This is a genomic window from Aeromicrobium sp., assembly GCF_049587115.1.
GTDB lineage: Bacteria > Actinomycetota > Actinomycetes > Propionibacteriales > Nocardioidaceae > Aeromicrobium.
The window spans coordinates 17,733-31,003 of the sequence record NZ_JBAVDI010000072.1; the positions used below are offsets into that span (position 1 = coordinate 17,733).

Here is a 13,271-nt window from a genome sequence, read left to right on the forward strand (position 1 = left end):
AACTCGGAGAACGCCCCGGTCCCGCAGGGTGGTAGGAGCCTCAGGTCTGCTGATCTCGGCAGGGCTGGCGGCTGTGGTGAGCATCATCGTCTCGACAGTGCCAGTGCTGGTCACCGGGACGATCTGGTCCACCTTGGCAGGACTGGGCGCAGCCCGGTTGCTGTCGGCAGAGCTCGTCGCACGACGTCGTGCCTGGTCGCTCGAGCGGACCGGCATGGTCCAGGACAATCGGCAGCTGTCCGTCGCGCGGTCTCGCGAGCACATCGAGTTCGCCGAACGGATGGGCTCGTCCCTGCGGTTGCGCGACGCTCAGCTCGCCACCCTTCGCGACTCGCTGGTCACCGCCGAGATCGAGCTGGCCCGTGCGCGCGAACGGATGTCGCAGGAGCGTGCGCGCAGCGCGGCGCTGCAGGCCGACGTCGAATCCGCGCAGACCGACCTGGAGTCGGCGCGGCTCGATCTTCGTCACGCCAGCGATGCACTGGCGGCGAGCGAGAGCGCGGAGCTGCTGGCCCGTGCAGAGGTCCTGGCCTGGCAGGAGTCCGCTGACCAGGCAGCCCGCCTCCAGGATCGCAAGCTCGCCTGAGTCAGCTCTACCCGCCTAGCGGCCGGTGAAGCTCGGCTTCTCCTTGGCCAGGAAGGCCTGCACGGCGGCGAGGTGGTCGGCCGACGCCCCGGTGATCCCCATCTTCTGTCCCTCGTGCTCCAAGGAGGACGGCAGGTCGTGCGTCGCAGAAAAGGCGAGTGCGCGCTTGATCGAGGCGAGCGCGAGAGTGGGGCCATCGGCCAGCGACCGGGCCAACGCGGCGACCTCGCCGTTGAAGGCCTCGTCGTCGACCACCGCGGTCGCCAGACCGAGCGTGTACGCCTCGTCGGCGGGAATCGTCCGCGGCTGCATCAACAGCTCGGTGGCCTTTCCGTGCCCGACCAGGCGAGGGAGGGTCCACGATGCGCCGGTGTCGCAGGACAGCGCGATGCCGGCAAAGGCGAGGTTGAACCCGGCCGAGCGACGCAGGATGCGAAAGTCCGCCGCGAAGGCGAGCGAGGCACCAGCACCGGCCGCGATGCCGTTGACGGCGGCAATCACCGGCTTGGGCATCGTGGCGATCGCCGTCACGGCCGGGTTGTAGTGCTCCGCCACGGTGTCACCCAGCGAGTGCGAGTCTCCGGTCAGCTCGGCGACGTGCTCCTTGAGGTCCTGGCCCACGCAGAACGCCCGTCCAGCACCGGTCAGGACGACGCAGCGCACCTCGCTGTCGGCCGCCGCAGCGTGCAGGGCATCCCGGAGCGCGACCTTCGTCGACAGGGTCAGGCTGTTCATACCATCTGGCCGGTTGAATGTCACCGTGCCGATGCCGTCGGCCACCTCGTACGTGACGGGTGCTGTGCTGGGATCGCTCATGGTGCCTCCAGTGGGGACTGCGGTCGGACGCGCTCGGGCCATAGGCGATAATAGGGTGCGCGCTCCCAACCGGATCGGTGGGAGCAACAGATCGAGAGGGGTAGCGATGGCGGCCATGAAGCCACGGACCGGAGACGGCCCGATGGAGGTCACCAAGGAGGGACGCTGCATCGTGATGCGCGTTCCGCTCGAGGGCGGCGGACGACTTGTTGTCGAGCTGAACAACGAGGAAGCGGCGACGTTGGGCGACCAGCTCAAAGCGGTCTGATGTACGGCCTGACCGTTCGCTGGTCGTTGGTCGACAGCCCGAAGGGGACCCTCAAGAAGTTGCGGGCGTACGTGGAGGAGGAGTCCTTCGCGAAGTTTGCGGGCCTCGACGGCCTGCGGTTCAAGTCGTGGCGCGTCCGCAAGCACGAGTGGTTTGAGGGCAGCTACGTCTTCGTCTCGGACGAGGCGCGGGCGGCGTTCCAGGCCGACTTCGAGGAGGTCGCCGCAAGTTCGGCTGGCTCGAAGATCATCGGTAGTGCGCCGATCACGATCGAGGCATGCGAGATCGTGGCAGTGGTTCGCGGACCAGCGGGCTTCCGCTCATCGTCCAACTTCGAGCACGAAAAGGACCTTGAGGACTGAATCGGTGCGGTGACGCCGATCAGAGCAGCTGAGCGGCCAGCAGGCCGTCGCCCACCGGCAGCAGCACGCTGCGCAGGCGCTCGTCGTTCTTGACGCGCTGCGCGACTTCGCGGATCGCGACGGTCTCCGGGTCGCGCTGGGCAGGATCGGCCACCCGGTCGTGCCACAGGACGTTGTCGAAGACGATGATCCCGCCGGGTCGCACGAGACGGAGCGACTGCTCCAGGTATTCGCCGTACTCAACCTTGTCGGCGTCGAGGAACACCACGTCGTAGCCCGCGTCGGTCAGCCGCGGCATGACGTCGAGACCTGATCCGGCGATGAGGCGGAAGCGCTGCGGCACGTAGCCGGCCTCGGTGAATGTCTCGCGGGCGAGTCGCTGGTGCTCGGCCTCCAGATCGACCGACGTCAGCACACCGTCGGGCTGCATGCCGCGCAGGAGCCACAGGCCCGAGACGCCGGTGCCGGTGCCGATCTCGGCGACCGCCTTGGCCTGTACGGCCGAGGCGAGGAACGACAGCGCAGCACCCGCTCCGGGACTGACCGGCACGACACCGACCTCGTCGGCGCGCTGCCTCGCAGCAGCGAGATACTCGTCCTCGCTCAGGAAGTCCTCGGCGTACGCCAGGCTGGCTGCGGTGGTGATGGTCGGCTCCTCGATTGGGGTGGTGGAGCAAATCCTATCGGTGGACGAGCCGGGAACTCGGGAGGCTCCGCTGACGAATCTGGGGAACAGTCAGGTGATTCAGTGCGTTCTCTCAGGTACGCGGGCAACGATTCAGTCATGAAGGTAGAGGACGTGGACACGGCAATGCTCAGCTGGGACAACATCGTGGCGGAGCACTCTGCCCGGGTCTACCGGCTCGCGTACCGCCTGACTGGCAATCGTCAGGACGCCGAGGACTTGACCCAGGACGTGTTCATCCGCGTCTTCCGCTCGCTGGACAGCTACCAGCCCGGAAACTTCCAGGGCTGGCTGCACCGGATCACCACCAACCTGTTCCTGGACCGGGTCCGTCGGAAGTCGCGCCTGCGGATGGATGGTTTCCACGAGGGCGCCGAGGAAAAGCTGCTGAGCTCGGAGCTCCTGCCCGAGTCGGCGGTGCACGATGCCAACTTCGATCCCGACATCGAGCTCGCGCTGGCCTCGCTGTCTGACGAGTTCCGTGTCGCGGTGGTGCTGTGCGACATCGAAGGATTGTCCTATGAGGAGATCTCCGACGTCCTTGGCATCAAGCTCGGCACGGTCCGCTCCCGGATCCATCGCGGCCGCACCCAGCTGCGGGAGGCGCTCGCGCACCGCGCTCCCCGGCAGGGACGTACTCGATTCGTGGGACCGGTCGGGATCTGATGGCTCATCTGGGTGCCGATGTTGCCGGCTTCGTTGACGGACAGCTGTCCGAGTCCGCGACGCGCGATGCGATGTCGCACCTGCAGGGCTGCGACAGCTGTGCCAGCGCTGTGCGCCAGCAGCGCCTGCTCAAGTCGCGAATGTCGACGGTCGCCAGCCCTGAGCCGCCTCAGGCGCTGCTGGCCTCACTGTCCGGATTGGCGACCGCTCCACCGCCCCGCGACCGCCGGTGGGAGCGGATCCGGCACTCGGCGCCGTTCCGGGCCTGTGTGGTCCTGGTGAGTGCATCTGCTGCGATGGTTGGTACGGCATATGCGGTCGGTGGCCTCGAGCAACGGATTGGCGACGAGGTCGCCCCGCCCTTCCATCGCTACCTGGCCGACTTCTCCGGACCGGCGACCGTGCAGGCGGGCAACATCTTGTCCCGAACGTCGATGGAGGAGCTGGATGGCTCGGGGTGGCCGTGCCACGTGACCCTCGCCGGCGATCTGCACCGCACCTCTGGCTCGTTGGCAGACCATCGTGAGATCGTCGCCCTGAGCTATACCAACGGCACCGTCAGGCTCAATCTGTTCGAGCAGAACGGCTCGCTGGATCCCGACAGCATCAAGGGCTTCGCGCCGACCCGGATCAGCGGCTCCGACGTGTTCGTTCGCGACGGGGTACCGATGCTGGTGACCTGGGACGATGACGGTGTCGTGTACACGATCGTCACCGATGCTGACGTCGAGCGAGTCGCCCGGGCGATCGCGAAGCTGCCCAGCGGGACCTATGACCAGTCGACGACGGAGAGGATCCGCGGTGGTCTCGACCGGATGACCACGTGGGTAGGCGTGGCCTGACGGACGAGCTACGTGGACTCCGGATCGTACGGCGGCGTCTCACCCGGTCGCAGAATGCGGCTCTCCTTGATCGCGGCCGGAGTCGTGTCGTCCTCGTCGAGGAAGTTGCGACGCACGATCTCCCGCGGATCCAAATCGCGGAGATTGAGACCGGACAGGTCCTCGCCGAGCTCGCGACCGAGGTCGTCCTTGGCATTGTCGGCCATTCGGCGCAGCGTCCGCACGAATCCGGCAGCCTGCTTGGCTAGGTCCGGCAGCCGGTCAGGACCGAAGACGAGCATGGCGACGACCAGGACGACTCCGATCTCAGGCAGCCCCATGCCAAGCACGTGGGACTGCCTACAGCCGTCCGGCTGGGGCGAGCCCCAGCTGCATGCCGGCCAGACCGCGGGAGCGGCCGCTGAGCCGGTCGGCTGCTCCTTGCAGGATCTTGGCGGCCTCGGAGTCGGGGTCGGCTTCGACGATCGGATTGCCGATGTCCCCACCTTCGCGAAGCTCTTGGTCGAGCGGGATCTGTCCCAGCATCGGGACGTCGTAACCGAATCGCGCGCTGAGTGCCTCGGCGACGCGGGTCGCTCCGCCGGAACCGAAGATCTCCATCCGGTCGCCGCCGGGAAGCTGAAGGTAGGACATGTTCTCGATGACCCCGACGACGCGTTGATGCATCATCGAGGCCATTGTGCCGGCTCGTTCAGCGATGTCCGCCGCGGCGGGCTGCGGAGTCGTCACGACGAGCACTTCGGCATTGGGCAGGTGCTGACCGAGGCTGATCGCGACGTCGCCGGTACCCGGCGGGAGGTCGAGCAGCAGCGCGTCCAGGTCGCCCCAGTAGACGTCGCTCAACATCTGCACGAGGGCACGGTCGAGCATCGGTCCGCGCCACGCGACGACCTGGTCCTTGCGGGGCTTGAGCATCCCGATGCTGATGACCTTGAGACCCTTGACCGGGACGGGCATGATCATGTCCTCGACCTGGGTGGGTCGCAGGTCGCCCACGCCGAGCATGTCGGGAATCGAGTGACCGTAGATGTCGGCGTCGATGATGCCGACCTTGAGGCCGCGCTTGACCATCGCGAGCGCGAGGTTGACCGTGACGGTCGACTTGCCGACGCCACCCTTGCCCGAGGCGATCGCGTAGACCTTGGTCAACGATCCGGCCTGGGCGAACGGGATCTCCTTCTCGGTGCGTCCACCGCGCAGCATCTCCTGCATGCTCTTGCGCTGCTCGTCGGTCATGACGCCCATGTCGACGACGACGGCGTGGGCCGGAGCGACTGTGGCGACGGCTGCGGTGATGTCCCGGTTCAGGGTGTCCTTGAGGGGACATCCGGACACGGTCAGCAACAGACGCACAGTGATCTGCGCTTCTTCGATCGTGACGCCGTCCACCATTCCGAGCTCGGTGATCGGCCGTTTGATCTCAGGGTCGTTGACCGTGCTGAGGGCTTCGCGGACTTGCTCTTCGGTGACCACAGACATGCCTCCATCGTACGTGGACGCACCGCGCGCCCGTCCCCGAGTGTGACCTAAGCGCCAGGGTCGGTGGAAGGATGAACGGGTGGGACACCTCGACCTCAACTCCGTCAGCTTCACGCTGTCCGATGGGCGACCCCTGCTCGACGAGGTCAGCCTTCGCGTTGGCGAAGGCACGAAGGTCGCGTTGATCGGACCCAATGGCAGTGGGAAGACGACACTGACCCGGATTGCGACGGGAGACCTGGACCCGCACGAGGGTGCCGTCACCATCTCCGGCGGACTGGGAGTCATGCGCCAGTTCGTGGGATCGGTGCGGGACGAGTCGACGGTCCGCGACCTGGTGGTCTCGGTCGCGCCGCCCGCCGTGCGGCATGCCGCCGCGGAAGTCGACCGCACCGAGCTGCTGATGATGGAGCGCGACGACGAGGCCGACCAGATGGCGTACGCGCAGGCGCTGGTCGACTGGGGTGACGCGGGCGGCTACGAGCACGAGGCGATGTGGGACGTGTGCACCATGGCGGCCCTGGGGGTGCCGTTCCAGCAGGCGCAATGGCGAGCGGTCACGACGTTGTCGGGCGGCGAGCAGAAGCGACTCGTGCTGGAGGCGTTGTTGCGCGGGCCGGAGCAGGTGCTGCTGCTGGACGAGCCGGACAACTATCTGGACGTGCCGGCCAAGCGGTGGCTCGAGGAGCAGCTCGTCGAATCACCCAAGACGGTGCTGTTCGTGAGCCACGACCGTGAGCTGATCGAGCGGGTGGCTGGACGGATCGCAACGCTGGAGCCGGGCGCGGCCGGAAGCTCGCTGTGGGTGCACCCCGGGCGATTCTCGACCTACCTGCAGGCGCGGATCGATCGCAACGCCAAGCTCGAGGAGCGGCGGCTGCGGTGGGACGAGGAGCGGACCAAGCTCAAGGCGTTGGTGTTGATGTACCGGCAGAAGGCGGCGTACAACTCCGACATGGCGGCCCGCTACCAGGCTGCACAGACCAGGTTGGAGCGGTTCGAGCGGGAGGGTCCGCCCGAAGCGGTTCCGATCGCCCAGAGCCTGCGGATGCGGCTGGAGGGCGGTCGCACGGCCAAGCGTGCGGTGACCGCCGATCAGGTCGAGCTGACCGGATTGATGCAGCCATTTGACCTGGAGGTGTGGTTCGGCGAGCGAATCGCGGTGCTGGGTAGCAACGGCTCGGGCAAGTCCCACTTCCTTCGGCTCCTCGCGGCCGGTGGTTCCCGACCCGAGATCGAGCACGAGCCGGTCGGCGACGTGATCCCACCGCCGGTCGAGCACACCGGCAAGGCCAGGCTCGGGTCCCGCGTGCGGCCCGGCTGGTTCGCCCAGACCCACGAGCACCCGTCCCTGCTGGGTCGGACGCTGCTGGAGATCCTGCACCACGGCGATGGGCACCGCCGGGGGATGGGCCACGAGGGATCTGCCAAGGCACTGGACCGCTACGGGCTCGCGAAGGCAGGCGAGCAGGTCTTCGAGCAGCTGTCGGGCGGCCAACAGGCCCGCTTTCAGATCCTGCTGCTCGAGCTGTCCCACGCCACCCTGTTGCTGCTGGACGAGCCGACCGACAATCTTGACCTGCATTCGGCCGAGGCGCTCGAGCAGGCCCTCTCGACGTTCGAGGGGACCGTCGTCGCGGTCACTCACGATCGCTGGTTCGCCCGCGGCTTCGACAGATTCCTGGTGTTCGGGGCGGACGGTCGGGTGTACGAGTCGGACGAGCCGGTGTGGGACGAGAGCCGCGTGCGCCGCGCTCGCTGACCGCTCCACCGGGGATCAGCTGTCGGCGTCGCGTTCGTCCAGGTCGGCCATCAGCCCGCGGAGCTCTCCGCGGATGAAGTCGCGGGTCGCGACCTCGCCGAGGCCGAGCCGCAGGCTGGCGACCTCGCGGGCGAGGAACTCCATGTCGGCGTTGGCCTGGGCCGTGGCGTCGCGCTCCTGCTCCTGGGTGACCCGGTCGCGGGCCTCCTGGCGGTTCTGTGCCAACAGGATCAGCGGCGCAGCGTAGGAAGCCTGCAGCGACAGGATCAGGGTCAGGAAGATGAACGGATAGGCGTCCCAGCGATGACGATCAGGGCCGTACGGCACGTTCCACACGATCCAGATCACCACGAACACGGTCATCCAGGTGATGAACCGTGCTGTGCCGAGGAAGCGGGCAGTCGACTCGGCGAATCGTCCGAACCGCTCCGGGTCGGGGTCGCGGCGGGTCCGGAACGACCGACGGACCTCGCGGGGCTGGTCCAGGCGAACGCGCTCAGCCATGAGCGACCATCCCCGTCTCCTGGTCGTCCTGCTCGCGCCAACCCTCGGGGAGAAGGTGATCGAGAACATCGTCGATGGTCACCGCCCCGAGCAGGTGGGCATTGTCGTCGACGACCGGCAGCGCCACCATGTTGTACGCCGCCAGCAGGTTGGCGACATGCTCCAAAGAGGCCTCCGGTCGGGGCCAGTCGATGTCGTTGTCGACGATCGCGCCGACCAAAGTCGACGGCGGCTCGCGCAGCAGGGCCTGGAAGTGCACGATGCCAAGGAACTTGCCGGTCGGGGTCTCCAGTGGCGGACGGCAGATGTAGACCATCGAGGCCAGCGCCGGGATCAGGTCGGGGTTGCGAATGCGAGCGAGGGCGTCGGCAATCGTCGCGTCTGGTGGGAGGGCCACGGGCTCGGTCGTCATCATGCCGCCGGCGGTCCGCTCCTCGTACGTCAGCAGGCGACGGACGTCCTCGGCGTCGTCGGGCTCCATCCTGGCGAGCAGCTGCTCGGCCGTCGCGGGCGGCAGCTCGCCGAGCAGGTCGGCGGCATCGTCGGGGTCCATCTCCGACAGCACGTCCGACGCGCGGTCGGGATCCAGCACACCCAGAATCTCGATCTGGTACTTCTCGGGCAGCTCCTCGAGCACGTCGGCGAGCCGCTCGTCGTCCAGCTCGGTAACGACCTCCATTCGGCGTTTGGGCGAGAGGTCACGCAGGGCGTTGGCGAGGTCGGCAGCCCGCATCTCGTCCATCGTGGCAAGAAGGTGGGTCGCCCCCTGCCCGGTCTCCTCGGTCGTGAGGCCCGTGACCTCGTCCCACTCCAGCACCTGGTGCGGGCCGCGGCGACCGAAGCGCTTGCCGCCACCTTGCACCGCCACCGCGCTGATGAACCAGTCGCGGCGCGAGTCCTGTTCCATCGCGATGTCGTAGACCGTGCCGCCGGAGCCGTCCGGTAGTTCGACCGTCCGGTCGAAGAGCTCGTGGATCGCGAGGGTCTCGGTGCGGCGTTTGACGAACTTGCGGACGTTCAGCACACCGGTCGTGATGATCTGTCCGGAGTCCAGCGACGTGACCCGGGTGATCGGCAGGAAGACCCGGCGTCGCCCGAGCACCTCGATCACGATGCCAAGCACGCGCGGGCGATGCTTCGTGGACCGCACCGCGACGACGACGTCGCGCAGCTTGCCGACCTGATCGCCAGCAGGATCGAAGACCGCCTGACCCACGACGCGGGACAGGAAAATACGACCAGGGGTAGCGCTCACGCTCGAACTCTACCGGGCTGGCCGGCGTGCGAGCGGTCATGAACCGTCATACCGTGACTCCTACGTCAGAGGCCCTTGGAGGGACCATGTCACTTGCCCTACTGGATCGACAGCACACCGTGGCGAAGCCTGGCTTCAATCGCTGGCTCATTCCACCGGCGGCGCTCGCAGTGCACCTGTCCATCGGCCAGGTGTACGCGACCAGCGTGTACAAGGCGTCGTTGGTGGACCACTTCGACTCCAACCTGACCAGGATCGGCGTGATCTTCTCGATCGCGATCGTCATGCTCGGCCTGTCCGCTGCGCTCTTCGGTACCTGGGTCGACACCGGCGGTCCGCGCCGCGCGATGGCGACCGCGGCACTGTTCTGGTCTGGCGGTTTCATGGTCGGCTCGTTGGGCATCGCGACCGACCAGCTGTGGTTGGTCTATCTCGGCTACGGCTTCATCGGCGGCATCGGCCTGGGCATCGGCTACATCTCCCCCGTGTCGACCCTGATCAAGTGGTTCCCGGACCACCCCGGCCTTGCCACCGGAATGGCGATCATGGGATTCGGCGGCGGCGCCATGATCGCCAGCCCGTTGTCAGCCAAGCTGCTGGGCATCTTCGACACCTCGTACGACCCGGCGGCAGGGATCGCGACCGGAGCGGCGGTGGCGAAGCTCTTCGTGACTCTCGGGCTGCTGTATCTGGTGCTCATGTCGTTCGGTGCCTGGTTGATCCGCGTGCCGGCCGAAGGTTGGCAGCCGCAGGGCTTCGACCCGTCCAAGGTCAAGAAGAAGGCGCTGGTCTCGTCCGACGACGTGTCGGCGGACAACGCGATCAAGACCCGTCAGTTCTGGCTACTGTGGGTCGTCCTGTTCTGCAACGTGACAGCGGGAATCGGCATTCTCGAGCAGGCGTCGCCGATGATCCAGGACTTCTTCCGTGAGGGGGACAGCACCACGGTGGGGGCTGCGTCGGCCGCGGGGTTCGTCGGGCTGCTCTCCTTGTTCAACCTGGCTGGCAGGTTCGGCTGGTCATCAGCGTCGGACGTCGTCGGGCGCAAGAACATTTACGTGGTCTACCTCGGGCTCGGCATCATCCTCTACGCGCTGCTCGCCTTCCAGGGCTCGGGCTCGACCACGCTGTTCGCGCTGCTTGCGGGGATCATCGTGAGCTTCTACGGTGGCGGATTCGCCACCGCTCCGGCGTATCTGCGGGACCTGTTCGGAACATTCCAGGTCGGCGCGATCCATGGCCGGCTGCTGACCGCGTGGGCCGCCGCCGGCGTGGCGGGACCGCTGATCATCAACCGCATCCTCGATTCCCAGGGCAAACCGGGCAGCCTCACGTCCGGCGACTACCGCCCGGCGCTACTGACGATGGTCGGCGTCCTGATGGTGGGTTTCGTGGCCAACCTGCTGATCAGCCCGGTGGACGAACGCTTCCACGAGCAGAGGACCGATGCGGAGCCGAGCTCCGAGACCCAGGCGGCGACGGCGAAGCACGACGTCCCGGTGGATTCGGCCGGACCGCTGATCGTCATCGCCTGGGTGGTGGTGTCGATCCCGCTGGCGTACGGAATCTACGAGACGGTGGCGAAGGCTGCGGACCTGTTCTGACCCGCCCACGAGGACGTCGGGCGGAAGCCGGACCTGGGCAGCGCCTCGGTCAGCTCAAGTGCCTGATCTGCGGGCTTGCCTTCTGATTCTCGTCGGCTCCGGTGGCGGTCTGGCTGTCGTACGATCCCGTGATCGTCCGACCCTGGTTCGCAGGGGAGAGGCTGATGACAACTGACTTGGAGGTGGGACAGTTGCTGTCGGTCGCGGTCGAGTCCAGCGGCACGAGGGGATTGGTCTCGGGATAGTAGGCGGCGACGGATCCGCGCGGGGTGTCGTACGGGACGATGCGGAAGTCCGGCGCGACCCGGTCGATGTCGTCGTCATCCCAGTGGGTGCTGAGGTCGACCATGTCTCCGGCTTTGAAGCCCAGCCCGGCGATGTCGTCAGGGTGCATGAAGATGACCCGCCGCCCACCCTCGATGCCTCGGTAGCGGTCGCTGAAGCCGTAGATCGTGGTGTTGAACTGGTCGTGGCTGCGCAGCGTCTGCAACAGCACGTGGCCCTCCGGCACGTGCAACATGTCGATCGGTGAGCACACGAATTCCGCCGCTCCCGACTTCGTCTCGAACGTTCGCGAGTCGCGCGGCGGATGCGGCAGCACGAAGCCGCCGGGGCGATCCACCTTCGCGGTGTACTCCTCGCAGCCGGCCACGACTCGGGAGATGTGATCGCGGATGATGTCGTAGTCGTCCCGCATGCGCGCCCAGGCGATGCCGTGGCGGTCGCCCAGCGTGGCCTCGGCGATGCCGCACAGGATCGCGGTCTCGGACCGCAGGTGCGGACTGGCCGGCTTGAGCACGCCGCGCGAGGCATGCACCGCGCACACCGAGTCCTCGACCGAGATGAACTGCTCCTTGCCGCCGCGGATGTCCTTCTCGGTGCGTCCGAGGGTGGGCAGGATCAGCGCAGTCTCGCCGCACACCAGGTGGGAGCGGTTCAGCTTCGTCGAGATCTGGACGGTCAGCCGAGTACTGGCCATGGCCTTCGTCGTGACCGCGGTGTCGGGCGCGGCGTGCACGAAGTTGCCACCCAGGCCCATGAAGACGTGCGCCTTGCCGTCACGCATCGCGCGCACGCTGTTGACGGTGTCGTGGCCGTGCTCCCGCGGAGGATCGAAACCGAACTCGGCCTGCAGGGAGTCCAGGAACGACTCGGGTACGCGTTCCCAGATGCCCATCGTGCGATCGCCCTGCACGTTGGAGTGGCCACGGATCGGGAACAGGCCCGCGCCGGGCTTGCCGATGTCACCGCGGGCGAAGGCGACGTTGCAGACCTCCTTGATCGTGGCGACCGAGTTGCGGTGCTGCGTCAGACCCATGGCCCAGCAGTAGATCGTCTTGTCCGACGCGCGGATCATCTCCGCCGCTTCGCTGATCTGGGCGCGAGAGAGCCCAGTGGACTGCTGCACGGTCGTCCAGTCGACCGCGGCGACGTGTTGCGCCCACTCCGCGAAGCCAGTCGTGTGACGGTCGATGAACTCATGATCGAGTGCATCCCACTCGACCAGGAGAGAGCCGAGTGCCTGGAACAGCGCCAGGTCGCCGTTGATCTTGATCGGAAGGTGCAGATCGGCGATCTCGGTTCCCGTGCCAATGATGCCGCGGGGTACCTGCGGGTTGCGGAAGTTGTGGAGGCCCGCCTCGCGCAGGGGGTTGACCGCGATGATTTTCGCGCCGCGGCGCTTGGCGATCTCGAGAGCGGACAGCATGCGCGGGTGGTTGGTGCCCGGGTTCTGGCCTGCGATCAGGATCAGGTCCGCGTCATAGATGTCCCGCATCGTCACGCTGGCCTTGCCGATGCCGATGGACTCGGCCAACGCGATGCTGGTCGACTCGTGGCACATGTTCGAGCAGTCCGGCATGTTGTTGGTGCCCAGCGCGCGGGCGAACAGCTGGTAGGTGAAGGCGGCCTCGTTCGAGGCTCGTCCCGAGGTGTAGAACACGGCCTCGTCGGGGCTGTCCAGTCCGTTGAGCGTCTCGGCGATGATCGAGAAGGCGTCGTCCCATTCGATCGGTTCATAGTGCGAGGCGCCGGGGCGCTTGATCATCGGATGGGTGATCCGGCCCTGCTGGCCCAGCCAGTGCTCGTCGTGGCTGTCGAGCTCGGCGACACTGTGGCGGGCGAAGAAGTCGGGGGTGGCGCGCTTCTTGGTGGCTTCCTCGGCGACGGCTTTCGCGCCGTTCTCGCAGAACTCTGCGGTGTGCCGGTCCTCCGGGTCAGGGTCGGGCCACGCGCAGCTCATGCAGTCGAAGCCGTCGGCCTGATTGAGCTTCAGCAGAGTCTTGGCCGTGTTGATGACTCCCATCTGGCCGAGCGCGCGCTGCATCGACACGCGAACGGCGGTGACTCCAGCGGCCGCATCCTTCGCGTCATGGACCCGCAGGTCCTTGTCGTGATGGTCGATCGTGTCGTCGCTCATGTCGCCCCTTCGTCCCGCTCGCT

Annotated in this window: 14 protein-coding genes; 7 read left to right on the forward strand and 7 right to left on the reverse strand. The window is 67.1% G+C overall.

Annotated features, from left to right (window positions below; all coding sequences use genetic code 11):
• Window positions 1-76 precede the first annotated feature (76 nt).
• Window positions 77-586 carry a hypothetical protein gene (locus tag WB461_RS07360; protein ID WP_423852078.1) on the forward strand — a complete coding sequence of 170 codons (510 nt, stop codon included), beginning with the start codon at window positions 77-79 and terminating at the stop codon, window positions 584-586.
• Between the two features lie 15 nt (window positions 587-601).
• On the opposite strand, the gene WB461_RS07365 is transcribed toward WB461_RS07360, so the two are convergent.
• Window positions 602-1,402: an enoyl-CoA hydratase-related protein gene (locus WB461_RS07365; RefSeq protein WP_423852079.1), complete on the reverse strand. Its 801-nt coding sequence runs from the start codon at window positions 1,400-1,402 to the stop codon at window positions 602-604.
• A 106-nt stretch (window positions 1,403-1,508) separates the two neighbouring features.
• On the opposite strand from WB461_RS07365, the gene WB461_RS07370 reads away from it, so the two are divergent.
• Together WB461_RS07370 and WB461_RS07375 are read left to right on the forward strand one after the other, a co-directional pair.
• On the forward strand, window positions 1,509-1,670 hold the full coding sequence (locus tag WB461_RS07370) for a DUF3117 domain-containing protein (RefSeq protein ID WP_082530405.1): 162 nt from the start codon (window positions 1,509-1,511) through the stop codon (window positions 1,668-1,670).
• Window positions 1,670-2,032 carry a hypothetical protein gene (locus tag WB461_RS07375; RefSeq protein WP_423852080.1) on the forward strand — a complete coding sequence of 121 codons (363 nt, stop codon included), beginning with the start codon at window positions 1,670-1,672 and terminating at the stop codon, window positions 2,030-2,032. Before WB461_RS07370 ends, WB461_RS07375 begins: the two co-directional genes overlap by 1 nt.
• 19 nt (window positions 2,033-2,051) lie before the next feature.
• Here WB461_RS07375 and WB461_RS07380 read toward each other — a convergent pair whose 3' ends face one another.
• Window positions 2,052-2,678 (reverse strand): O-methyltransferase, encoded by a 627-nt coding sequence (locus WB461_RS07380; RefSeq protein ID WP_423852123.1) that lies wholly within the window; start codon window positions 2,676-2,678, stop codon window positions 2,052-2,054.
• 138 nt (window positions 2,679-2,816) lie between these two features.
• On the opposite strand from WB461_RS07380, the gene sigE reads away from it, so the two are divergent.
• Both sigE and WB461_RS07390 read left to right on the forward strand, forming a co-directional pair.
• On the forward strand, window positions 2,817-3,383 hold the full coding sequence (sigE, locus tag WB461_RS07385) for an RNA polymerase sigma factor SigE (RefSeq protein WP_423852081.1): 567 nt from the start codon (window positions 2,817-2,819) through the stop codon (window positions 3,381-3,383).
• A complete protein-coding gene (locus WB461_RS07390) occupies window positions 3,383-4,225 on the forward strand; it encodes an anti-sigma factor family protein (protein ID WP_423852082.1) in 843 nt (280 codons plus the stop codon). The genes sigE and WB461_RS07390 overlap by 1 nt, the downstream gene beginning before the upstream one ends.
• Before the next feature lie 8 nt (window positions 4,226-4,233).
• Here the strand turns inward: WB461_RS07390 and WB461_RS07395 are convergent, their stop codons facing one another.
• Both WB461_RS07395 and WB461_RS07400 read right to left on the reverse strand, forming a co-directional pair.
• A complete protein-coding gene (locus WB461_RS07395) occupies window positions 4,234-4,545 on the reverse strand; it encodes a sec-independent translocase (protein WP_423852083.1) in 312 nt (103 codons plus the stop codon).
• Window positions 4,546-4,564: 19 nt separating this feature from the next.
• Complete coding sequence (locus WB461_RS07400; protein ID WP_423852084.1) at window positions 4,565-5,704, reverse strand: Mrp/NBP35 family ATP-binding protein; 1,140 nt, start codon at window positions 5,702-5,704, stop codon at window positions 4,565-4,567.
• A 79-nt stretch (window positions 5,705-5,783) separates the two neighbouring features.
• Here WB461_RS07400 and WB461_RS07405 point away from each other — a divergent pair, with 79 nt between their 5' ends.
• Window positions 5,784-7,466: an ABC-F family ATP-binding cassette domain-containing protein gene (locus tag WB461_RS07405; RefSeq protein ID WP_423852085.1), complete on the forward strand. Its 1,683-nt coding sequence runs from the start codon at window positions 5,784-5,786 to the stop codon at window positions 7,464-7,466.
• A 15-nt stretch (window positions 7,467-7,481) separates the two neighbouring features.
• Here the strand turns inward: WB461_RS07405 and WB461_RS07410 are convergent, their stop codons facing one another.
• Both WB461_RS07410 and WB461_RS07415 read right to left on the reverse strand, forming a co-directional pair.
• Window positions 7,482-7,970: a DUF1003 domain-containing protein gene (locus WB461_RS07410; RefSeq protein ID WP_423852086.1), complete on the reverse strand. Its 489-nt coding sequence runs from the start codon at window positions 7,968-7,970 to the stop codon at window positions 7,482-7,484.
• Window positions 7,963-9,225, reverse strand: coding sequence for a magnesium transporter MgtE N-terminal domain-containing protein (locus WB461_RS07415; RefSeq protein WP_423852087.1), 1,263 nt, complete (start codon window positions 9,223-9,225; stop codon window positions 7,963-7,965). Before WB461_RS07415 ends, WB461_RS07410 begins: the two co-directional genes overlap by 8 nt.
• A gap of 86 nt (window positions 9,226-9,311) precedes the next feature.
• Here WB461_RS07415 and WB461_RS07420 point away from each other — a divergent pair, with 86 nt between their 5' ends.
• Entirely contained in the window at window positions 9,312-10,829 is a 1,518-nt protein-coding gene (locus WB461_RS07420) for an OFA family MFS transporter (protein ID WP_423852088.1), read from the forward strand.
• A 49-nt stretch (window positions 10,830-10,878) separates the two neighbouring features.
• On the opposite strand, the gene WB461_RS07425 is transcribed toward WB461_RS07420, so the two are convergent.
• Complete coding sequence (locus tag WB461_RS07425) at window positions 10,879-13,248, reverse strand: FdhF/YdeP family oxidoreductase (protein ID WP_423852089.1); 2,370 nt, start codon at window positions 13,246-13,248, stop codon at window positions 10,879-10,881.
• Between the last annotated feature and the right edge of the window lie 23 nt (window positions 13,249-13,271).

Bases quoted from the DNA above. Each gene is read 5' to 3' on its own strand.
- WB461_RS07400 (WP_423852084.1), bottom strand. From the start codon at position 5,704: ATGTCTGTGGTCACCGAAGAGCAAGTCCGCGAAGCCCTCAGCACGGTC.
- WB461_RS07420 (WP_423852088.1), top strand. From the start codon at position 9,312: ATGTCACTTGCCCTACTGGATCGACAGCACACCGTGGCGAAGCCTGGC.
- sigE (WP_423852081.1), top strand. From the start codon at position 2,817: ATGAAGGTAGAGGACGTGGACACGGCAATGCTCAGCTGGGACAACATC.
- WB461_RS07390 (WP_423852082.1), top strand. From the start codon at position 3,383: ATGGCTCATCTGGGTGCCGATGTTGCCGGCTTCGTTGACGGACAGCTG.
- WB461_RS07425 (WP_423852089.1), bottom strand. From the start codon at position 13,248: ATGAGCGACGACACGATCGACCATCACGACAAGGACCTGCGGGTCCAT.
- WB461_RS07375 (WP_423852080.1), top strand. From the start codon at position 1,670: ATGTACGGCCTGACCGTTCGCTGGTCGTTGGTCGACAGCCCGAAGGGG.
- WB461_RS07365 (WP_423852079.1), bottom strand. From the start codon at position 1,402: ATGAGCGATCCCAGCACAGCACCCGTCACGTACGAGGTGGCCGACGGC.
- WB461_RS07410 (WP_423852086.1), bottom strand. From the start codon at position 7,970: ATGGCTGAGCGCGTTCGCCTGGACCAGCCCCGCGAGGTCCGTCGGTCG.
- WB461_RS07370 (WP_082530405.1), top strand. From the start codon at position 1,509: ATGGCGGCCATGAAGCCACGGACCGGAGACGGCCCGATGGAGGTCACC.
- WB461_RS07395 (WP_423852083.1), bottom strand. From the start codon at position 4,545: ATGGGGCTGCCTGAGATCGGAGTCGTCCTGGTCGTCGCCATGCTCGTC.